This window comes from Rubrivivax sp. JA1026, assembly GCF_011065555.1.
GTDB lineage: Bacteria > Pseudomonadota > Gammaproteobacteria > Burkholderiales > Burkholderiaceae_C > Rubrivivax > Rubrivivax benzoatilyticus.
Genome location: NZ_JAALCQ010000005.1, coordinates 151,178 through 171,364, shown reverse-complemented (window position 1 = coordinate 171,364; position 20,187 = coordinate 151,178). Strand labels below are relative to the sequence as shown.

Sequence of the window (20,187 nt, the reverse complement as noted above, 5' to 3'; positions counted from 1 at the left end):
ACGACCCCGCCGCGTGCCGCCGCCGCCGCTATGCGCCGCCGCGGTGCACCGGCGCGGACAGCAGGTCGAACAAGGTGCGTGCGACGACCCGCGTGGCGCCGCGCAGGTCGGCCAGCTCGAGGTGCTCGTCGGCGCGTTTGGCGTTGCTCTCCAGCACGGTGCGCGGGCCGGCGCCGTAGATGACGGCCGGCACGCCGCGTGCACCGTACAGGCGCACGTCGGTGTACAGCGGCGTGCCCGAGACCTCGACCGGGTGGCCGAACACGTCTTGCGCATGGCGCTGCAGCGCGGCCACCAGCGTGCCGTTGCCGGCCTGGGGCTTCAGCGCCTGGGCCAGCAGGATGCGGCGGATCTCGACGCGCACGCCCGGCGACGCGGCCACCGCGGCTTCGATCAGCGCGCGCACCTCGGCCTCGACCTCGGCGGCGTCTTCCTCGGGGATCATGCGGCGGTCGAGCTTGAGCACCACCTTGCCGGGCACGACGTTGGTGTTGCTGCCGCCTTCGATGCGGCCGACGTTGAGGTACGGGTGCGTGATGCCGGCGACCTGCGAGCGGCGGCCGCGCAGCACGTCGTTGTGGGCGTAGAGCGCGGCCAGCAGCCGGGTCGCCGCCTGCAGCGCGTCGACGCCGGTCTGCGGGTAGGCGGCGTGCGAGGCCAGGCCGTGCAGCGTCACCTCCAGCTGCAGGCAGCCGTTGTGCGCGGTGACGACCTGGTGGCTGAAGCCGGCGGCGATCAGCAGGTCGGGTTTCGTCAGCTCGTGCTGCAGCAGCCAGCCGGGGCCGAGTTCGCCGCCGAACTCCTCGTCGTAGGTGAAGTGCAGCTCCACCGCGCCGGCCAGCGGCCCGCCCAGCGACTCCAGCGCGCGCAGCGCGAAGGTGTAGGTCGCGAAGTCGCTCTTGCTGACCGCCGACGCGCGGCCGTAGAGCCGGCCGCCGACGACGGCACCGCCGTACGGGTCCTGCGTCCAGCCTTCGCCCGGCGGCACGACGTCGCCGTGCGCGTTGAGCGCGATCGTCGGGCCGCCGGCGGCGAAACGCCGGCGCACGATCAGGTTGGTGATCGACTGCAGGCCGCAGGCCTGCACCTGCTCGGCCGGCACCGGGTGGGCCTCGGCTTCGTAACCGAAGGCGGCGAGCAGCTCGGCGGTGCGTTCGGCGTGCGGCGCGTTGTCGCCCGGCGGCGTGTCGGTGGGCACGCGCACCAGCTGCTGCAGGAAGGCCACTTCGTCGTCGAAGTGGGCGTCGATCCAGGCGTCGAGCGCGGCGTAGGCGGTGGAGGTCATTCGCGGGCGAGTTGGTCGAGCAAGGTGGCGAAGGCGGCGACGGCGAGTTCGGCGTCGTCGTCGGTCACGGTTTCGAGCGGGTTGTGGCTGATGCCGAGTTCACCGCCGCGCACGAAGAGCATGGCTTGCGGCATCAGCCGGTGCAGCGTCATCGCGTCGTGGCCGGCGCCGCTGGGCAGGCGCTGCACCGGCAGGCCGAGCGCGGCGACGGCGGCTTCCCAGCGCGCTTGCCAGGCCGGCGAACTGGGCGCGGCCGGGGCCTGCATCGTCGGCGTCAGCGAGCAGTCGACGCCACGGCGGAACGCGATCTCGGCCAGGTCGGCGAGCACCGCGTCGGCCACCGCGTCGCGCGCGGCGTCGGTCGTCGCGCGCACGTCCAGGCTGATGCGGCAGCGCCCGGGCACGACGTTGATCGAGCCGCCGGGCACCTCGACGATGCCGACGGTGGCCACCGCGTCGGGCACGGCGGCGGCGCGGCGTTCGGCAGCGAGCACGAACTCGGCGGCCGCGGCGGCGGCGTCGCGGCGGCGGCCCATCGGCGTCGTGCCGGCGTGGCTGGCCAGGCCGGTGATCTGCCCGGTCCAGCGCCGGCTGCCGTTGATCGAGGTGACGACGCCCAGCGGCAGGTCGAGCTCGGCCAGCACCGGGCCTTGTTCGATGTGGACCTCGACGAAGCCGAGGTAACGCGCCGGGTCGCGGCGTTCGGCGGCGATGGCGTCCATCGTCGCCGGCAGGCCGGCGGCGCGCATCGCGTCGCGCATCGTGATGCCGGCGGCGTCGGCCTGGTCCAGCCAGGCGGAGTCGAAGTCGCCGGTGAGCGCGCTGGAGCCGAGGAAGGTGGCGGCGTAGCGCTGGCCCTCCTCTTCGGCGAAGGCGACGAGCTCGATCGCGAACGGCAGGCGCCGGCCTTCGGCCTTCAGCGCGGCGACGGCTTCGAGCGCGACGAGGATGCCCAGCCGGCCGTCGTGGCGGCCGGCGTTGCGCACGGTGTCGTAGTGGCTGCCGGTCAGCAGCCGCGGCGCGTCGGGCGTGGCGCCGTCGTAGACGCCGACGACGTTGCCGACCGCGTCTTCACGCACCGAGTCGAAGCCGCACTCGTGCATCCAGCGGGCGAGCAAGCGCGCGCAGTCGCGGTGCGCGGCGCTGAGGTAGGTGACGGTCAGCTCGCCGCGTTCGGCGTACGGCGGCTCGCTGAAGGCGGCCAGCGCCGCGGCGCGGTCCCAGACGGCGCGGCCGCGCAGCGGCGGCGCGGCCAGCTTCTCGGCGAGGCGGACCTCGGCGATGCGGTGCACCTGGCGCAGGCCCTCGGCGAACTCGACCTCGGGGTGCGAAGCCAGCCGGCGCTGCAGCGTGGCGATGATCTCGGTGCGTGTGAGCCCGCTGCCGCGCGGGCCACGCACGGCGACGATGAACGGCCAGCCGAAACGCGCGTTGTACGCCGCGTTCAGGCGCTGCAGCGTCGCGAACTCCTCGGGCGTGCAGGCGGTGAGGCCGGCGCGCTGCTGCTCGCCGCTGCTCTCGGCAGTCAGCGTGCCGGCGACCATCGCCTTGCCGGCGAGTTCCGGATGCGCGCGCAGCAGCGCGAGCTGCGCGTCGCGGCCACCGGCGCGCACGGCCCGGATCAGCGCGTGTTTCAGCGCGGCGAGCGTGGCGAACGGCCTCGCCTCCCAGGCCACCGCGGCGATCCACGGCGAGTGTTCGTAGACACCGTCGAGCAGCGCGACGAACTCGTCACGCGATGCGGCGTTGAGTGCGGCCAGCGTCGTCATCGGCCGTCCCAGACGTGGGCGGTGGACGCGTCGAACGGGTGGTGTTCGGCCCAGTGGCGCGCGATGTCGATGCGGCGGCAGACCCAGACGCCGTCGTGGCGGCCGATGTGGTCGAGGAAACGCTGCAGCGCCGCGATGCGCGCCGGCCGGCCGAGCACGCGGCAGTGCATGCCGATGCTCATCATCTTCGGCCGGTCCAGGCCCGCCGGGTCGCCTTCGGCGTACAGCGCGTCGAAGCTGTCGCGCAGGTAGGTGAAGAAGTGCTCGGCGGTGTTGAAGCCCTGCACCTGCACGCAGCGCATGTCGTTGGTGTCCAGCGAGTACGGCACGACGAGCTGCGGCGCCAGGCCGCCGTCGCTCTTGCGCACGTTGAGCCAGAACGGCAGGTCGTCGCCGTAGTAGTCGCTGTCGTAGGCGAAGCCGCCGTGGTCGGCGACGAGGCGGCGTGTGTTGGGGCTGTCGCGGCCGGTGTACCAGCCCAGCGGCCACTGGCCGTTCGTCAGGCGGCGGATCTTCTGCACCGCCAGCGCGAGGTGCTCGCGTTCGACCGCCTCGTCGACCGCCTGGTAGTGGATCCAGCGCAGGCCGTGGCTGGCGATCTCGTCGCCACGGTCCAGGAAGACCCGGGCCATCTCGGGGTAGCGCTCCAGCGCGTCGGCGACGCCGAAGATCGTCAGCGGCAACCCGCGACGGTCGAACTCGCGCAGGATGCGCCAGACGCCGGCACGCGACCCGTACTCGTACATCGACTCGATCGTCATGTGCCGGTTCGGGAAGGGCTGGGCGTTGATCAGCTCGGAAAGAAAGGTCTCGCTCGCCGGGTCGCCGTGCAGCGGGTTGTTCTCGCCGCCTTCCTCGTAGTTCAGCACGAAGGAGACGGCGATGCGCGCGCCGCCCGGCCAGCGGGCGTGCGGGGGGTTGCGGCCGTGGCCGCGCAGGTCGCGTGCGTAAGGTGTGCTCATGCGGCGGGTCTCAGCAGGTCGGCGAGGTCGCCGACTCTCGGTTGGCGTTGCAGGTTGCCGACGACGTTGCCCAGGTGCTCGGCCATCAGGCGCGCGGCGGCGTCGGCGTCGCGGCGCTCGATGGCGTCGACGATCAGCACGTGCTCGTCCTGCGAATGGCCGGCGGCGTCGGCCGACTGGTACATCAGCGCGATCAGCGAGCAGCGGCTCAGCAGGTCGGCCAGCAGCTCGGCGAGCACGGCGTTGCCCAGGCACTCGGCGAGCACGACGTGGAACTGCGCCAGCAGCCGCGTGCGGCCGGCGACGTCATGCCGGCGCACGGCGTCGGCCTCGGCGGCGAGGTGGGCACGCAGGCGCAGGACGTGGGCCGGCTCGGCCCGCGCGCAGAGCTCGCGCACCATGCCGGTCTCCAGCAGGCGGCGGGCGTCGAAGACCTGGCGCGCTTCGTCGACGCTGGGCCGGGCGACGAAGGCGCCGCGGCCGGGTTCCAGCGTCACCAGGCGGTCGCGGCTCAGGCGGTTGAGCGCTTCGCGCACCAGCGTGCGCGAGACGCCGAAGAGGTCGGCCACCGCCTGTTCGGCGAGCTTGGTGCCGGGCATCAGCCGGCGCTCGACGATGGCGGTGGTGATCGTGTCGACGATCTGCTGCGTCGTCGCGCCGGCGCCGGGCGCACGCTTGGGCGCCTCGTCGGGCGCGAGCGGTAACGGGTCGGCGGGCGGGCGCGGCATCGGTGTGGCGGGAGTCGCCGATTAGTGTATACACTTTGGTCGACAACACGAACGGACCTCGCATGGGACATCTCAGCACCCACGTGCTCGACACCGCGCACGGCTGCCCCGCGGCCGGCATGGCGGTGACGCTGCAGCGCCTGGACGGCGGCACGGCGACGACGCTCAAACAGCTGACGCTGAACGCCGACGGCCGCGCCGACGGCCCGCTGCTGGCGGCCCACGAGATGGCCGCCGGGCGCTACCGCCTGCTGTTCGCGGTGGCGCCCTACTTCCGTGCGCGTGGCGTCGAGCTGCCCGAGCCGCCGTTCCTGGACACCGTGAGCATCGACTTCGGCATTGCCGACGCCGCCGGCCACTACCACGTGCCGCTGCTCGTCAGCCCGTGGAGCCACTCGACCTACCGCGGCTCGTGAATAGGGCACGGCGCTTGCAAGACCCGACGCGTTAACCTGTCTTCCGCAGTCGCCGTGGGCGGGCGGCCCGGTCTTGCGGGCTGCCCTCGGCGCGACACGAACCGGCTCAGAGCGCCCGCCGTGGTGAGCCCCCTCGCTTCGCGACGATTCCTGCCATGGAAACCTATCTTCTCGACTGGGCCAACCTGCTGCTGCGCTGGGCCCACGTCATCACGGCGATCGCCTGGATCGGCTCGTCGTTCTATTTCGTCTTCCTCGACAGCAGCCTGGAGCCGCCCGCCGACCCCGAGCTGAAGCGCAAGGGTGTCGACGGCGAACTCTGGGCAGTGCACGGCGGCGGCTTCTACAACCCGCAGAAGTACCTGGTCGCGCCGAAGGCGCTGCCCGACAAGCTGCACTGGTTCTTCTGGGAGAGCTACAGCACCTGGCTGACCGGCTTCGGGCTGTTCACCGTGCTCTACCTGTTCCAGGCCGGCACCTTCCTCGTCGACCGCACGCGGCTGGACTGGGCGCCGGGTGCCGCGGTGGCCGCGGCGCTGGCCTTCCTGGCGGTGTTCTGGATCGTCTACGACCTCATCTGCCGCACGCTGGGGCGACGCGCCGGCGGCGACAAGCTCGTCGGCGCGGCGATCGCCGTCGTCGTCGTCTTCGCCGCCTGGCTGGCCTGCCAGCTGTTCGCCGGGCGTGCGGCCTTCCTGCTGGTCGGCGCGATGATGGCCACGGCGATGAGCGCCAACGTCTTCTTCTGGATCATCCCGGGGCAGCGCACCGTCATCGCGCAGATGAAGGCCGGTCAGCCGGTGGACCCGGTGCACGGCCAGCGCGCCAAGCAGCGCAGCGTGCACAACACCTACTTCACGCTGCCGGTGCTGATCGCGATGCTGTCCAACCACTACGGCTGGCTGACGCAGGGCACGCACAACTGGGCCGTGCTGGTGGTGCTGATGGCCGCCGGCGCGGCGATCCGCCAGTTCTTCGTCGCGCGCCACAAGGCGAAGCTGAAAGGCGTGCAGCCGCCGTGGGGCTACGCGGCGGCCGGTGTCGCACTGATCGCCGCGCTGATCGTCTGGCTGGCGCCGGCGCCGCGTGCACCGCAGGCGGCCAGCGCCGCGCCGGTGACGCTGGCGCAGGTGCAGGCGGTCGTCGAGCAGCGCTGCGTGGTCTGCCACAACGCGCAGCTGCAGCAGAAGAACGTCGCGCTGCACACGCCGGAGCTGGTGCGCCAGCATGCGCAAGCGATCTACCAGCAGGCGGTGGTGCTGAAGGCGATGCCGCTGAACAACGCGACGGGCATCAGCGACGACGAGCGTGTGCTGCTGGCGCGCTGGTACGAGGGCGGGGCCCAGTAGCGCAGCCTGCTGCGCGCGGCTGCGGCGTGTGTCTGCGGCGCGTGTCTCCGGCGTGTGTCTGCGGCGTGTGGTTCCGGCACGCCATGCCCGGGCGTCCTGCGGCGGGCCGGGGTTCAGTCCGGCTGGTCGAGCTGCCAGACCGTCGTGCCCCAGTCGCCGCCCAGTTCGGGCATCACCGTGCCCGCGACGAAACGCCGCCGCGCCGGCGCCGCCGGTGTCGTCCACCAGCCGGTGCGCGGGCAAGCCTCGCCCGCCACGCAACGCTCGCGGATGCCGGCGAGCCAGGGGTCCGACGCCCCGGGGATGCCGCCGCCGGAGTCGGCGATCTTCTCGACGAGGGTCCAGGTGGTGGGGATGGCGCGTTCGTCGGTCGTCCGCAGGTCGTTCGGATCGTCCGGAGGCAAGGCGCCGAGCGCTTCCTGACCCGCGATCAGGAACTGCGCGCAGCCGGCTTCGGCGGGCAGATAGACGCCGCTGACCACGATCTTGTCGCCGGTCTTGACTCGTACTTGGGGATTGGGGCGGTAGACGGGCCAGGAATCCGGCGGCTCAAGCGGTCCGCGACAGTCCGCCCGGTAATTCCACGAAAGAACTCCTGGCGTCCAAGTACAAAAATACGTGTGATAGACGTTACTCGCCATAAGCCACGACTTATGGCACCCCATTTCATAACGACCTCGATACGATGCCCGCATCCAATCCGAACTATAGTCTCGAGCAATTGCAGCAAACGCCCCCGAGACACCAGAAGCGCGAGCAATCGCGACCACGTCGCCGTGAGATATCGCAATGTATGCGCTATTCAGACCACCCAATACAGCTTGCAGATTCGGGATAACAAGCCCACCCCAGACAACATCCACCTGTGCATTAACAGGTTGACTGCGATAGTTTCTCGGCAGGTTGCGCATAGCAAACTCAAGCGCCTCCTCCGCCGCATGGACACAGCCCGCATAGGCATCGCGCATCTCGCCAAAGTATTCAAGCGAAGCGTACCGAGACAAAAGAAATATTTCGCAAGGATCAAAGCCGACACTCATCGCTCTTCTACTCCCCACATGTTGCGGACCTCAGGGACCCCGATCGGATGCAGCAGGTCATCGCGATCAGCGTCCGCGTACGTCCAGCCCGTCTTCATCCGTTTGCCAATGAAGGCCGGATCCAAATCAGCCGGGTTTACCACGATCTGTTCAGCACCACCAGTCAGCCAGTAGCCTGCACCAGAATCCGAAGTCACGACTTCGCCCTTCGCATTAGTGAGTTGCTGAGATGCAGCGCGCCCGCGCCAAACTTTCAAACCGTCACCGGGAGGCACCACATAGACAACATACTCGCCATCACCATTCCATGATTGCCACACCGCACACTTGGCGCGCCAATCCTCTTTACTTGTCATCGTATGAAACTCGGACTCCGACATCCAGTGCGGACTGTTATCACGCGAGCGAGGATCAACAACGCGAACCAGACGCGCGCCCGGAGGCAGAACATCAGGAACCACAACCCCTGAGAACGTCTTAAATACACCCCTCACAGCCGCCGACTCTTCCGGACCAATATCAAAATGACCAGCCGGCGGCTTTGGCGGCACGACAAGAGCAGGGTATGGCGGCCTGCGAGGCAGAATCGTCACCCAATCCGGACAGCTCCGACGAATTGACTCGATCTCACTTGACGACGAGAGCCTTGCGGGAGGAAGAACATCGTCGTGCTTTGTCTTAGCGTTGACCATCGCCCGGAACTGCATATCCCCCTCGACTTCCAGCCGCCGCGCTACGCACTCCAACCAGTAGCTCAAAGGCTCGGTCACCGTCTTGAGTCCTTGGTCGAGGCGACCATGCACCCACTGCAGCGTGTCGATCAGTTCGCCCAACGGCCTCTTGAGCATGGCTCCGCCCCACCATTGCAGTCGCCGCAGCATGTCGTCGAGGGTGGCAAGTGCTTCCTCGCACGCAGCCCGCAGCTTTGCCGTGTCGAGGCCTGCAGCCAGTTCTCGAAGTTCGGTCGCCAGGTATTGAAAGACTCGGTCGACACGTTGGGCTGCGAGCGCCTTTCGCATCGGGAGACTGGAGAAGAACACGCTCAACGTGGCGACGCCCCGGTCGACCGCGCCTGATGTGGCCTTCCATAGGCCGTCTCCCTCCAGAGTCCGAAGGCCCCGCCGCCCCAGCTTCCCGACTCTGTACACCTCCCGCCGCGCTTCGGCGACCACGACCTTCAACCCGGTCTTCACCAGGCTGCCCAGCGTCGGAAACAACCCGACCAGCGTCAACGCCAGCGCCACCCACCGCCACGGGTCGTTCTCGTCCTCCCGCAGCGCCCGCACATTGGCCACCAGGTCGCGCAGGTCGCTGAGCTGGTCGACCAGCGGGATCATCGAGATCAGGCCGCCGGTGACCGTCTGCGCCGTCGTCGGGTTGTCGGCGAAGTCGCCCTGCAGCACCACCCACACCCATTCGGCCACCGCCTCGGCGTCGCTGCGCCAGCGCGCCGGCGCGCTGGTGAACCAGGCGAGTGCGTTCTCCAAGGGGTTGGCGTCGGACATCGGCGCGTTGATACGCGCCGGCATCACGCCCCGCATCGCCCCGGCGGGTGGGCCGCCCCTTCCGGGCGCCAGTCACCTTGGCGACCGCTGCGGGCCATCCCGCATGCGGCAGCGCCGGGGGCTTGGACAGAATGGGTCGAGCCCCGCCGGCACCGCGTCGGACGCCAGCCCCAGAACAGACCAGGAGACAAGAATGAACGGCTTGATGATGCAGCAGCCGCTGCTGATCTCTTCGCTGCTGGTGCACGCCGAGCGCCACCACGGCGACCGCGAGGTCGTCTCGCGCCGCGTCGAAGGCGACATCCACCGCTATACCTACCGCGAGATGGCGGCCCGCGCCCGCCGCCTGGCCAACGCGCTGGCGGCGCTGGGCGTCAAACCGTCCGAGCGGGTCGGCACGCTGGCCTGGAACGGCTACCGCCACATGGAGCTGTACTACGCCGTTTCCGGCGCCGGCTCGGTGCTGCACACCATCAACCCGCGCCTGCATCCCGACCAGATCGTCTACATCGCCGACCACGCCGAGGACCAGGTGCTGTGTTTCGACCTGAGCTTCCTGCCGCTGGTGCAGGCGGTGGCCGGGCGCACGAAGACGATCCGCCACTTCGTCGCGATGACCGACCGCGCGCACATGCCGGCCGACCCGAAGATCCCCAACCTGCTCTGCTACGAGGATCTGCTCGAGGCGCAGGACGACCACTACGACTGGCCCGAGTTCGACGAGAACACCGCCAGCTCGCTCTGCTACACCTCGGGCACCACCGGCAACCCCAAGGGCGTGCTCTACAGCCACCGCTCGACGGTGCTGCACACCTTCGCGATCGCCCTGCCCGACGCGCTGAACTGCTCGGCCAACGACAGCATCCTGCCGGTGGTGCCGATGTTCCACGTCAACGCCTGGGGCCTGCCGTACGCGGCCTGCATGACCGGCGCCAAGCTCGTCTTCCCCGGCCCGGGGCTGGACGGCAAGTCGCTGTACGAGCTGTTCGAGTCCGAGCAGGTGACGGTCTCGGCCGGCGTGCCGACGGTCTGGCAGGCGCTGCTGGCCTACGTCGACGCGAACAAGCTGAAGTTCAGCTCGATGCGCCGCACCGTCGTCGGCGGTTCGGCCTGCCCGCCGGCGATGCTGCGCAAGTTCGCCGAGGACTACGACGTGCACGTGCTGCACGCCTGGGGCATGACGGAGATGAGCCCGGTCGGCACGGTGGCCGCGTTCAAGCCGCAGCACCTGGCGCTGCCGGAAGCGGAACGCTTCGCGGTGATGGCCAAGCAGGGCCGCGCGGTCTACGGCGTCGACATGAAGATCGTCGACCCCGCCGGACGCGAGCTGCCCTGGGGCGGCGCGGCCTCGGGCGACCTGCTGGTGCGCGGGCCCTGGGTGCTGTCGCGCTACTTCAAGGGCGAGGGTGGCGACCCGCTGCGCGGCGGCTGGTTCCCGACCGGCGACGTCGCACGCATCGACGCCGAGGGCTACATGCAGATCACCGACCGCAGCAAGGACGTCATCAAGTCCGGCGGCGAATGGATCGGCTCGATCGACCTGGAGAACATCGCGATGGCGCACCCGGCGGTGGCCATCGCCGCCTGCATCGCCGTGCCACACCCCAAGTGGGACGAACGCCCGCTGCTGGTCGTCGTGCGCAAGCCCGGCGCCGACCTGACGCGCGAGGAGCTGCTGGCCTTCTACGAAGGCAAGATCGCCAAGTGGTGGACACCCGACGACGTCGTCTTCGTCGACGCCATCCCGCTCGGCGCCACCGGCAAGATGCAAAAGAACAAGCTGCGCGAGATGCTGAAGGACTACCGGCTGCCGGCGGCCTGATCGTCGTCGGCGACGGCCGGCCCGAACAGGTGCCGCCAGGCGTGCGCACGCAGCGTGCGCAGCTCCGGGCTGTCCGTGCCGGCCGCGGCGGCGGCCAGCGAACCGCTCGACTGGTTGGCCGCGACGTAGAGCCGGCGCACCAGCGTCACCCGGTCGCGCTTGTGCGGCATCGCCCAATGCCCCGGCGCCGCCAGCCCCGCCTGCTGCAGCACCAGCGCGCCGAGGTTGTAGGCCGCCACCTCGTCGGGCAGCGTGACGAAGCCGTCGCGGCTGTCGAACAGCGCCAGCGGCGGCTTGGAGAAGTCGCGCTCCAGGTTCAGCGGCGCGTCGGCGCCGTGCAGCACCCGGTTCAGGCGTTCGTAGACCGCCAGCGAGCCGAACGACGGATAGTGGTCGCCGTAGAACAGCACGAGGGTGCGCCGCGGCCGCGACTTCAGCTGCTCCAGAAAGCCGCAGAACGCACGCTCGTGGTCGTAGAGCATCGACGCGTACTGCGTCAGCGCCAGGGCGTCGTCGTCGAGCCCGGCCGGCAGACGCGCGGCCAGCCCCGGCTCCAGCGGGAAGCGGCCCTCCCAGTCGTAGGGCAGGTGCGCCATCATCGAGACGGCGTGCACGAGGCGCGGCTCGGCGCCCGGGGCGTCCAGGCGCTTCAGGATCTGGTCGAAGAGCACGCGGTCGTCGACGTACTGTCCGCGCCGGGCCGCACCGGGCAGGTCCTCGAGGCCGGCGTAGTCGTCGATGCCCAGCGCGGCATAGGCCTGCGGACGGGAGAAGAAGTCGCGGTGGAAGGTGTGCACGGCCTGGGTGCGCCAGCCACGGTCGCGCAGCACACGCGGCAGGGCCGACACGACCGGCCGCGACAGGTACATCTGGAACGGCACCGAGCCCGGCGGCAGCATCGCGTAGGGGTAGCCGGTCAGCAGCTCGAACTCGACGTTGGCCGTGAAGCCGCCCCAGGCCGGTGACACGAGGCGCGACTCGGGTGCCGCGGCGAGGCAGCCGTAGGGCTTGCCGAAGAGCTGCTCCGGCAGCCGGGTGAAGGATTCCGACAGCAGCAGCACGATGTCGGGACGTTCACCGCCAGGCCCCGCCGCCGGCGACGCGGCGGCATCCAGCGCCCGGGCCGCGGCCAGGTCGTCGGCCGCCGGGCGGGGGATGCCGATGAACGGCAGGTTGACCGCGAACGCGTAGTACGGCCCGAAGTTGGCGAAGTTCGCGCCCTGGTCCCAGGTGATGTTGTGCACCTGCCCGGACAGGCCCCGGGGCGTCGGCGGCAGCACCACGCCCCAGGCGCAGACACCGACCAGGCCGGCGGCGGCAACCGCCGAGCGGGCGATGCCGCGGCGGCGGCGGAACACGGCATGCCGCCAGCGCCACGCCAGCACGAGCAGCACCGCCGCCGCCGCGGCCGCCAGCGCCGCCACCGCCGCGAGCGACCAGCCGAGGAAGGCCGCGAAGTCGGCGAGATTGCCGACGAACCACAGGTCCCAGGGCAGCAGCGGCATGTCCAGCTCGAGCATCTTGCGCGCGGAGACCACCGCCACCGTGCCCAGCAGCGTGATCGCCGTCAGCGCCGCCGCCAGCGGCGTGAAGACCAGACGCGCCAGCGCATACAGCGTCAGGCCGAAGAGCGCGTTCAGCAGGTCGACCTCCCAGGCCAGCGTGTCGCGCGCGCTGAAGAGCCAGAGATGCCGCTGCGGCCAGCGCATCGCGAACAGGTCCGCCCAGTGCACGGCGCTGTAGGCGCAGGCGGCTGCCGCCGCCGGCCCGGCCAGCCAGCGCAACGCGGCGAGCCATCGTGCGCTGGCGGCGGGCGGAGGGGAATCGGCGGTTGATCGCGGCGGCTCGGGGCCGCGCTGCAGCTCGGACATGGCGGCACTGTAGGCCCGGCCATCGCCGGCCGCAGGGCAAACTCTCCAGGGACGTGCATTGCTGTGCAAAGCCCGGCCGCAGCGCCCTCGCGCGCACGCATCAAGCGCGTGCGGCCTCGCAGGCGATGGAATCGCCTCGTAACCGACCTGAGCATGGGCAAGCCACTTGTCCTGGCGCAGATGCCGTTTTGCCCGGCTTCATACCGCGCCTGCCGCTTGATCTGGCGCAATCGGCACCCCGTAGGGGTACTGGAAAGTGCCTCCACCCGCCTGTAGGCCGGGTAGGGGTGACAACATGCAACACAGTTTCCAGATGCCCGACGGCGCCCTGGCTGAACGACCAGCGCGCCCGCCATTGCGTCCGACGACGACGGCTCGCCCGAGCGCCGCGCCGGTGCGCGAAGACGACCGGCCCGAGACCCGTGGTCCGGACGCGCGCACCTGGCAAGGTCTCTTCGGCACGCCGGCGCTGTCCACCGCCGAGCAGCTCGCGCTGTCCTCGATCGCCCGCGTGCGCACCGTGCCCGCCGGCGCGACCGTGTTCGACCGTCGCGACGGCGCCAACGCGCTGGTGCTGGTGCAGAGCGGCGACGTCGCGCTGGGCTATCGCGGCGCCGACGGCGTCTTCCACATCGAACGTCCGGTGCGCGGCCCGGCCTGGCTGGACCAGAGCTCGGCGTGGCTGCACGAGAACCACGCGCTCGATGCCCGTGCGACGACCGAAGCGGTCGTCGTCGAGCTGCCGCGTGACGCGGTCCAGGCGCTGATCGAGCGGTACCCCGCGCTCGGCCGCCACCTCGTCGCCAGCCTCGCGCGTGAAGTGCAGACGCTGCAGATGAACACGCACGAGCTGATGCACAAGGACGCGCCGGCACGTTTCGCCGCGTGGCTGGTGCAGCGCATCGAGCTGACCGACGCCGCCGGCCTGCGCGGCGTGGTGCGCCTGACCGAACGCAAGCGCGACATCGCGTCGCAACTCGCGATCACCCCGGAGACGCTGTCGCGCCTGATGCGCAGCCTCACCCGCCAGGGCGTGATCTCGGTGGCCGGCTACAACGTCCAGGTGCTCGACGCACCGGCGCTGCGCCAGATCGCCACCGGCGGCTGATTCCTCCTCAAGGAACGTCGAAGATTCGCGGGGGCTTCAAGCCCCCGCTTTTTCTTTGTGCGGTCAGCTGCGCGCCAGCAGCTGTGCCACCACGGCGACGGCGATGACCGCCGGCTCCTTGCCGGCGATGCCCGGCAGCCCGATCGGGCAGACCAGGCGCGCCAGCGCCTCGGCCGAATGGCCGCGTGCCGCCAGGCGGGCGAGGAAACGTTCGCGCTTGGTGCGCGAGCCGATCAGGCCGACGAAACCCAGGTCCGGCCGCGCCAGCGCCGCGTGCACGATCTCCAGGTCCAGGTCGTGGCGGTGCGTCATCACCAGCACGCAGGCGCCTGCCGGCGCGCGTGCCACTTCGTCGGCCGCCGCGGCGGCCACCACCGCCTGCACCTGAGGCGGCAGCTCGACACTGTCAAAAGCGTCCTCACGTTCGTCGACCCACGACACGCGGCAGGGGATCTCGTCGAGCACGCGCACGATGGCGCGGCCGACGTGGCCGGCGCCGTGCAGCTGCAGCACGAAACGCGGCGCCGGCAGCGGCCAGGTCTCGGGCGGGCAGTCAGACAGCGGCAGAAAGGCCAGCGTCGCATGGCCGCCGCAGCACTGGCCCAGCGCCGGGCCCAGCGGCACGGCCCATTCGGGCTCGACGGCTTCGCCGCGCAGCAGTGCACGGGCTCGTTCGATCGCCTTCAGCTCCAGGTGCCCGCCGCCGATCGTGCCTTCGGTCGTGTCGGCCGCGACCAGCATGCGTGTGCCGGCTTCGCGTGGCACCGAGCCGCGCACCGCACGCAGCTCGACGACGACCGCCGGCCGGCGCTCGCGGCGCCAGCGTGCGGCGGTCGCCGCCAGCCTCACGGCGCGCTCCGCACCGCCTGCACGGCGGCGAGGATGGCTTCGCTCGTGGCCGGCGCCGACAGCGGCGGGTCGACGCGGTGGCCGCCGGCCGCCGAGACGGCGTCGCGGATCGCGAAGAACACCGAGAACGGCAGCAACAGTGGCGGCTCGCCGACGGCCTTGCTGCGGTGGATGCTGTCCTGCGCGTTGGGCCGGCCGAACAGGCGCACGTGGAACTCGGGCGGCACGTCGTTGGCGGTCGGGATCTTGTAGGTGCTCGGCGAATGCGTGGCCAGGCGCCCGGTCTTCGGGTGCCAGACCAGCTCTTCCATCGTCATCCAGCCCATGCCCTGCACGAAGGCGCCCTCGACCTGGCCGATGTCCAGCGCCGGGTTCAGCGAGGCGCCGACGTCGTGCAGCACGTCGGCGCGCAGCAGCCGCCATTCGCCGGTCAGCGTGTCGACCAGCACCTCGCTGCAGGCGGCACCCCAGGCGAAGTAGTAGAAGGGTTTGCCGCTCATCGTCTGGCGGTCCCAGGACAGGCCGGGCGTGGCGTAGAAGCCTTCGCTCCAGAGCTGCACCCGCTCCAGGTAGGCGGCGTTGCAGAGTTCGGCGAAGGACATCGAATGGCCGCCGGCCAACACGCGGCCGTCGGCGAAGCTCACGTCCTCGGCGGCGACGCCCCAGCGCCGCGCGGCGAAGGCCACCAGCCGCTCGCGGATGCGGCGCGCGGCGTCCTGCGCCGCCTTGCCGTTGAGATCGCTGCCGGTCGAGGCCGCGGTGGCCGAGGTGTTGGCGACCTTCTGCGTGTCGGTGGCGGTCACGCGCACCGCCTCGAACGGCAGGCCGAGCTCGTGCGCGACGACCTGGGCGACCTTGGTGTTCAGCCCCTGGCCCATCTCGGTGCCGCCGTGGTTCACCAGCACCGAGCCGTCGAGGTAGACGTGCACCAGCGCACCGGCCTGGTTCAGGTGCACGACATTGAACGAGATGCCGAACTTCAGCGGCGTCAGCGCCAGCCCCTTCTTCAGCACCGGGCTGGCGGCGTTGAAGGCGGCGACGGCCTCGCGGCGCGCGGCGTAGCCGCTGCTGGCGGCCAGCTCGTCGACCAGCGGCGCGACGATGTTGTCCTCGACCCGCTGGCCGTAAGGCGTCAAGTCACGTTCACCGACGCCGTAGAAGTTGGCGCGGCGAACGTCCAGCGCGTCGCGGCCCAGGCGGCGTGCGACGCTGTCCAGCGCGTACTCGATCGCGAACGCGCCCTGCGGCCCGCCGAAACCTCGGAAGGCGGTGTTGCTCTGGGTGTTGGTGCGCGCCGCGTAACCCTGCATCGCGACGTCGGGCAGCCAGTAGCAGTTGTCGAAGTGGCACAGCGCACGCGTCACCACCGGCCCGGACAGGTCGGCCGAGTGGCCGGCGTTGGCGACCATCGTGACCTCGGCGCCGAGCACACGCCCGGCGTCGTCATGGCCCAGCGCGAGCTGGTAGCGGAAGCCGTGTCGCCGCCCGGTGACGAGGAAGTCGTCGTCACGGTCCAGCCGCAGCTTCACCGGCCGGCCGGTGCGCACCGCCGCCACCGCGGCGACGCAGGCCGGCAGCGCCGACTGCGACTCCTTGCCGCCGAAGCCGCCACCCATGCGCCGGCACTCGACCTGCACCGCATGCGACGGCCGGTGCAGCGCGTGCGCGACCAGGTGCTGCATCTCGCTCGGGTGCTGCGTCGAGCACAGCACTTTCATGCCGCCCTGCTCCTGCGGCTGGGCGTAGGCGATCTGGCCTTCGAGATAGAAGTGCTCCTGGCCACCGACGCCGAAGTCGAGTTCGACACGGTGCGGCGCCGCGGCCAAGGCAGCCGCCGCGTCGCCGCGCGCCAGCCGCATCGGCGGCACGACGTGCTGGCCGGCGGCATGGGCCTGCATCGCGTCCAGCACCGGCGGCAGCGCATCGAAGCTGATGACCTCCTTCGCCAGCGCCGCCGCGCGCCGCGCGGCTTCGCGTGTCGTCGCGACGACGGCGTAGACCGGCTGGCCCAGGTGGCGCAGCGTGGCACCTGGGCCTCCGGCGAGGATGGGCTCGTCCTTCACGAGCGAGCCGCACTGGTTCTCGCCGGGGATGGCGTCGGCGCAGAAGGCGTCGACGACCCCCGGCACGGCGCGCACACGCGCCAGGTCGACGCTGCGCAGCACGCCGTGCGCCACCGGCGACAGGCCCAGCGCGGCGTGCAGCGTGCCGGCGAGCTCCGGCAGGTCGTCGGTGTAGGGCGCGCTGCCGGCGACGTGCGCCTCAGCCGACTCGTGCGGGCGCGAGCGGCCGACGACGGCCGTCGCGGGCAACGGATGCGCCGGCGCGTTCAAACTTGCACCTCACGCTGCCAGACGTCCAGCGCTGCCGCAGGCAACGGCGCGTCGGGCCGGGTTTCGAGCCAGAGGCGCTCGAGCAGGTTCTTCGCGACCTGCATGCGGTAGGCCGCGCTGGCGCGCAAATCGCTCAGCGGCGTGTAGTCGGCGTCGAGCGCCGCCTGCGCGGCGCGCAGCGCGGTTTCGTCCCAGCGCCGGCCTTGCAATGCCGCCTCGGCCGCCGCGGCGCGTTTGACCGTCGCCGCCATGCCGCCGTAGGCCAGGCGCACCTGCTGCACGGTGTCGCCGTCCAGACGCAAGGCGAAGGCGGCGCAGACGGCCGAGATGTCGGAGTCGTGGCGCTTGGAGATCTTCCAGCCGCGCACGACAGTGCCCGGCGCGGCGTGCGGCACGACGATGGCCTGCACGAACTCGCCCGGTTCGAGCCGGTTCTTCAGGTAGTCGACGTAGAAGTCGGCGAGCGCCAGCTCGCGCACACGTTCGCCGCGGCGCAGCACGAGGCGCGCGTCCAGGGCCAGCAGCACCGGCGCCGAGTCGCCGATCGGCGAGCCGTTGGCGACGTTGCCGCCCATCGTGCCGGCGTGGCGCACCGGCGGCGACGCGAAGCGCCGCCACAGTTCGGCCAGCTGCGGGTGCTCGGCGGCGAGCGCGGCCCAGGCGTCTTCGAGCGACGCCGCGGCGCCGATGACCAGCGTGTCCTCGCGCCGTTCGACGCGGCGCAGTTCGGGCACGTCGCCGGTCCAGATCAGCTCGGGCAGCAGCCGCAACTGCTTGGTCACCCACAGGCCGATGTCGGTGCCGCCGCCGAGCAGGCGCGCGTCGGGCCGCGCTTCGTGCAGCGCGGCGAGTTCGTCGACGGTGCGCGGCGCGTGGAATCCCGAGGCGGTGTGCAGCGGCGGCGCCGCGCGCATCTGCTGCAGCGCGGCGACGACCGGCGCCGTGTCCAGGCGCAGCGGCGGCGCGTCGAACATCGCCAGCCCGGCGTCGAGGATCGGCCGGTAGCCGGTGCAGCGGCAGAGGTTGCCCGCCAGCTCGTCGGCCAGCTCCTGGCGTGTCGGCCGCGTGCCGGCGGCCTGGTGGCGCTCGTAGGCCGCCCACAAGGACATCACGAAGCCCGGCGTGCAGAAGCCGCACTGCGACCCGTGGTGTGCCACCAGCGCCTGCTGCACCGGATGCAGCACGCCGCCAGGCGCGACGTCCTCGACGGTGAACAGCGCCCGCCCGTCCAGCGTCGGCAGGAAGCGGATGCAGGCGTTGACGGTCTCGAGCTTCAGCCGGCCGTCCTCACCCAGCTCGCCGATGACCACGGTGCAGGCGCCGCAATCGCCTTCGGCGCAGCCCTCCTTGGTGCCGACCAGGCGCTGCTCCTGGCGCAGCCACTCCAGCACGCTGAGGGTGGCCGGCGCGTCGGCGATCTCGACGATGCGCTGGCGGTGGAAAACGCGGATCGGACGGGGTTCGCTCATCGGCAAGGCATCGGATGCGGTGGGACCACGGTACAGCGCAAGCCGCACGAACGTGCAGCACGGGCAGAATATCGCCACCCGCGACGCGGCCCGGTGCACAGGGCCCGCGCGAGATCACCACCACCGTGAAGCCCGAACGCAGCGCCCCCGAGGTCGACCTGCGCGCTGCCCTCGGCATGCGCGTGCCTGCTTGCGCGCTGTTTTGCATGCAATCCGCGGGCCTGCCCCGGTGCACCAGCACGGAACGGAGTGCCCGGTGAACAAACTCGCGCTGCACGGCGACCTGCTGGACTTCGAGGCCACGCCGGCCTGGGGCGACCCGGCGCTGCACGGCGTGCGCTGGCGCCCCGACCACTGGCTGCTGATCGAGGACGGCCGCATCGCCGGCACCCTGCCCGGCCGCGAGCCGCCCGGCGAGGACTGGCGGCGCGAGGAGCACAGCGGCCGGCTGCTGATGCCCGGCTTCATCGACACCCACGTGCACTGCCCGCAGCTCGACGTCATCGCGAGCTGGAGCCCAGGGCTGCTGCACTGGCTGGACACCTACACCTTCCCGGCCGAGCAGCGTTTCGCCGACCCCGAGGTCGCCGCCGCCGGCGCCGGGCTGTTCCTGGACGCGCTGCTGGCGCACGGCACGACCAGCGCCGTCGTCTTCCCGACGGTGCACGCGGCTTCGGCCGAGGCGCTGTTCGCCGCCGCCAGCGCACGCGGCATGCGCCTCGTTGCCGGCAAGGTGCTGATGGACCGCGGCGCGCCGCCGGCGCTGACCGACGACGTCGCCGGCGCCGAACGCGACTGCGAGACGCTGATCGCACGCTGGCACGGCGAGGGCCGCAACGCCTACGCGGTGACGGTGCGTTTCGCGATCACCAGCACGCCGGAGCAGCTGGCGATGGCCGGCCGCCTGCTGGCACGCCACGAGGGCCTGTACCTGCAGACCCACGTCGCCGAGAACCGCGACGAGGTCGCCGAGGTCGCGCGCCTGTTCCCCGAGGCGCGCAGCTACCTCGACGTCTACCACCGCCACGGCCTGCTGGGGCCGCGCTCGGTGCTGGCGCACGGCATCTGGCTCGACGACGAGAACCGCCGCCTGCTCGCCGCCACCGGCGCGCAGATCGCGTTCTGCCCGACGAGCAACCTGTTCCTCGGCAGCGGCCTGTTCGACTGGCAGGCCGCGATGGCCCACGGCCACAAGGTGTCGATCGCCACCGACGTCGGCGGCGGCACCAGCCTGTCGATGCAGCGCACGCTGGCCGAGGGCTACAAGGTGCAGGCGCTGCGCGGCACGCGGCTGACCGCCTGGTGCGCGCTGCACGCCGCCACACGCGGCGCCGCCGAGGCGCTGGGCCTGGGCGCCGAGATCGGCCACTTCGACGTCGGCGCCACGGCCGACGTCGTCGCCTGGGACTGGGCGCACGGCGCCGCCGCGCTGCACCGCGACGCCGTGGCACGTGGTGCGGTGGCGTCGCTGCCGGCGCAGGACCTGCACGCGCGTGTCTTCGCCTGGATGACGCTGGCCGACGAGCGCAACGTCGCCGCCGCCTGGGTGGCCGGCGTGCCGCGTTTCGAACGCGGCCGCATGCTTCAAAATGTCGACATTGGCACGGCGCTTGCGACCCGTCCCGATCCACGAGACCCCCAACACGCCGACGGCGCCGACGTCCGTTCGCGGCACTCCTGA

The 20,187-nt window shown here is 71.3% G+C and carries 15 protein-coding genes; 5 read left to right on the top strand and 10 right to left on the bottom strand.

Going from position 1 to position 20,187, the window contains the following annotated elements; translation table 11 throughout:
• Positions 1-28: 28 nt before the first annotated feature.
• From G5B56_RS10695 to G5B56_RS10680, 4 genes are read right to left on the bottom strand one after another with little or no spacing between them, the layout of a single operon-like run.
• Entirely contained in the window at positions 29-1,285 is a 1,257-nt protein-coding gene (locus tag G5B56_RS10695; RefSeq protein WP_164963183.1) for a M20/M25/M40 family metallo-hydrolase, read from the bottom strand.
• The gene (gene uraD, locus G5B56_RS10690) at positions 1,282-3,054 is read right to left on the bottom strand and encodes a 2-oxo-4-hydroxy-4-carboxy-5-ureidoimidazoline decarboxylase (protein ID WP_164963182.1); all 1,773 of its coding nucleotides are present in this window, start codon (positions 3,052-3,054) and stop codon (positions 1,282-1,284) included. Before uraD ends, G5B56_RS10695 begins: the two co-directional genes overlap by 4 nt.
• A complete protein-coding gene (puuE, locus tag G5B56_RS10685; RefSeq protein WP_164963181.1) occupies positions 3,051-4,016 on the bottom strand; it encodes an allantoinase PuuE in 966 nt (321 codons plus the stop codon). The genes uraD and puuE overlap by 4 nt, the downstream gene beginning before the upstream one ends.
• Positions 4,013-4,744, bottom strand: a complete 732-nt coding sequence (locus G5B56_RS10680) for a GntR family transcriptional regulator (protein WP_164963180.1) — start codon at positions 4,742-4,744, stop codon at positions 4,013-4,015. The genes puuE and G5B56_RS10680 overlap by 4 nt, the downstream gene beginning before the upstream one ends.
• A gap of 62 nt (positions 4,745-4,806) precedes the next feature.
• On the opposite strand from G5B56_RS10680, the gene uraH reads away from it, so the two are divergent.
• Positions 4,807-5,160: a hydroxyisourate hydrolase gene (gene uraH / locus G5B56_RS10675; RefSeq protein WP_164963179.1), complete on the top strand. Its 354-nt coding sequence runs from the start codon at positions 4,807-4,809 to the stop codon at positions 5,158-5,160.
• 155 nt (positions 5,161-5,315) lie between these two features.
• Entirely contained in the window at positions 5,316-6,509 is a 1,194-nt protein-coding gene (locus tag G5B56_RS10670) for a urate hydroxylase PuuD (protein WP_164963178.1), read from the top strand.
• A 113-nt stretch (positions 6,510-6,622) separates the two neighbouring features.
• Here the strand turns inward: G5B56_RS10670 and G5B56_RS19860 are convergent, their stop codons facing one another.
• Both G5B56_RS19860 and G5B56_RS10660 read right to left on the bottom strand, forming a co-directional pair.
• Positions 6,623-7,549 (bottom strand): hypothetical protein, encoded by a 927-nt coding sequence (locus tag G5B56_RS19860; protein ID WP_230762780.1) that lies wholly within the window; start codon positions 7,547-7,549, stop codon positions 6,623-6,625.
• The gene (locus G5B56_RS10660) at positions 7,546-9,078 is read right to left on the bottom strand and encodes a hypothetical protein (protein ID WP_240920694.1); all 1,533 of its coding nucleotides are present in this window, start codon (positions 9,076-9,078) and stop codon (positions 7,546-7,548) included. Before G5B56_RS10660 ends, G5B56_RS19860 begins: the two co-directional genes overlap by 4 nt.
• A 169-nt stretch (positions 9,079-9,247) precedes the next feature.
• On the opposite strand from G5B56_RS10660, the gene G5B56_RS10655 reads away from it, so the two are divergent.
• Positions 9,248-10,876: a 3-(methylthio)propionyl-CoA ligase gene (locus G5B56_RS10655; RefSeq protein ID WP_164963177.1), complete on the top strand. Its 1,629-nt coding sequence runs from the start codon at positions 9,248-9,250 to the stop codon at positions 10,874-10,876.
• Here the strand turns inward: G5B56_RS10655 and G5B56_RS10650 are convergent.
• Positions 10,855-12,747, bottom strand: coding sequence for an LTA synthase family protein (locus G5B56_RS10650; protein ID WP_081467586.1), 1,893 nt, complete (start codon positions 12,745-12,747; stop codon positions 10,855-10,857). The two genes, G5B56_RS10655 and G5B56_RS10650, sit on opposite strands and share 22 nt — an antisense overlap.
• Positions 12,748-13,042: 295 nt before the next feature.
• Between G5B56_RS10650 and G5B56_RS10645 the strand changes: the two genes are divergently transcribed.
• Positions 13,043-13,855, top strand: coding sequence for a Crp/Fnr family transcriptional regulator (locus G5B56_RS10645; protein ID WP_230246335.1), 813 nt, complete (start codon positions 13,043-13,045; stop codon positions 13,853-13,855).
• A 63-nt stretch (positions 13,856-13,918) separates the two neighbouring features.
• On the opposite strand, the gene xdhC is transcribed toward G5B56_RS10645, so the two are convergent.
• From xdhC to xdhA, 3 genes are read right to left on the bottom strand one after another with little or no spacing between them, the layout of a single operon-like run.
• Complete coding sequence (gene xdhC / locus G5B56_RS10640; RefSeq protein ID WP_164963176.1) at positions 13,919-14,704, bottom strand: xanthine dehydrogenase accessory protein XdhC; 786 nt, start codon at positions 14,702-14,704, stop codon at positions 13,919-13,921.
• Positions 14,701-17,016 (bottom strand): xanthine dehydrogenase molybdopterin binding subunit, encoded by a 2,316-nt coding sequence (gene xdhB, locus G5B56_RS10635; RefSeq protein WP_240920693.1) that lies wholly within the window; start codon positions 17,014-17,016, stop codon positions 14,701-14,703. The genes xdhC and xdhB overlap by 4 nt, the downstream gene beginning before the upstream one ends.
• A gap of 17 nt (positions 17,017-17,033) precedes the next feature.
• Positions 17,034-18,506 (bottom strand): xanthine dehydrogenase small subunit, encoded by a 1,473-nt coding sequence (gene xdhA / locus G5B56_RS10630; RefSeq protein ID WP_164963174.1) that lies wholly within the window; start codon positions 18,504-18,506, stop codon positions 17,034-17,036.
• A 256-nt stretch (positions 18,507-18,762) separates the two neighbouring features.
• On the opposite strand from xdhA, the gene guaD reads away from it, so the two are divergent.
• Positions 18,763-20,187 carry a guanine deaminase gene (gene guaD / locus G5B56_RS10625; RefSeq protein WP_164963173.1) on the top strand — a complete coding sequence of 475 codons (1,425 nt, stop codon included), beginning with the start codon at positions 18,763-18,765 and terminating at the stop codon, positions 20,185-20,187.

Excerpts from the sequence above, each read along its gene's own strand:
- G5B56_RS10645 (WP_230246335.1), top strand. The coding sequence starts at position 13,043 with ATGCAACACAGTTTCCAGATGCCCGACGGCGCCCTGGCTGAACGACCA.
- G5B56_RS10670 (WP_164963178.1), top strand. The coding sequence starts at position 5,316 with ATGGAAACCTATCTTCTCGACTGGGCCAACCTGCTGCTGCGCTGGGCC.
- xdhA (WP_164963174.1), bottom strand. The coding sequence starts at position 18,506 with ATGAGCGAACCCCGTCCGATCCGCGTTTTCCACCGCCAGCGCATCGTC.
- G5B56_RS10680 (WP_164963180.1), bottom strand. The coding sequence starts at position 4,744 with ATGCCGCGCCCGCCCGCCGACCCGTTACCGCTCGCGCCCGACGAGGCG.
- G5B56_RS10650 (WP_081467586.1), bottom strand. The coding sequence starts at position 12,747 with ATGTCCGAGCTGCAGCGCGGCCCCGAGCCGCCGCGATCAACCGCCGAT.
- G5B56_RS10655 (WP_164963177.1), top strand. The coding sequence starts at position 9,248 with ATGAACGGCTTGATGATGCAGCAGCCGCTGCTGATCTCTTCGCTGCTG.
- puuE (WP_164963181.1), bottom strand. The coding sequence starts at position 4,016 with ATGAGCACACCTTACGCACGCGACCTGCGCGGCCACGGCCGCAACCCC.
- uraH (WP_164963179.1), top strand. The coding sequence starts at position 4,807 with ATGGGACATCTCAGCACCCACGTGCTCGACACCGCGCACGGCTGCCCC.
- uraD (WP_164963182.1), bottom strand. The coding sequence starts at position 3,054 with ATGACGACGCTGGCCGCACTCAACGCCGCATCGCGTGACGAGTTCGTC.
- G5B56_RS10660 (WP_240920694.1), bottom strand. The coding sequence starts at position 9,078 with ATGCCGGCGCGTATCAACGCGCCGATGTCCGACGCCAACCCCTTGGAG.
- G5B56_RS19860 (WP_230762780.1), bottom strand. The coding sequence starts at position 7,549 with ATGAGTGTCGGCTTTGATCCTTGCGAAATATTTCTTTTGTCTCGGTAC.
- G5B56_RS10695 (WP_164963183.1), bottom strand. The coding sequence starts at position 1,285 with ATGACCTCCACCGCCTACGCCGCGCTCGACGCCTGGATCGACGCCCAC.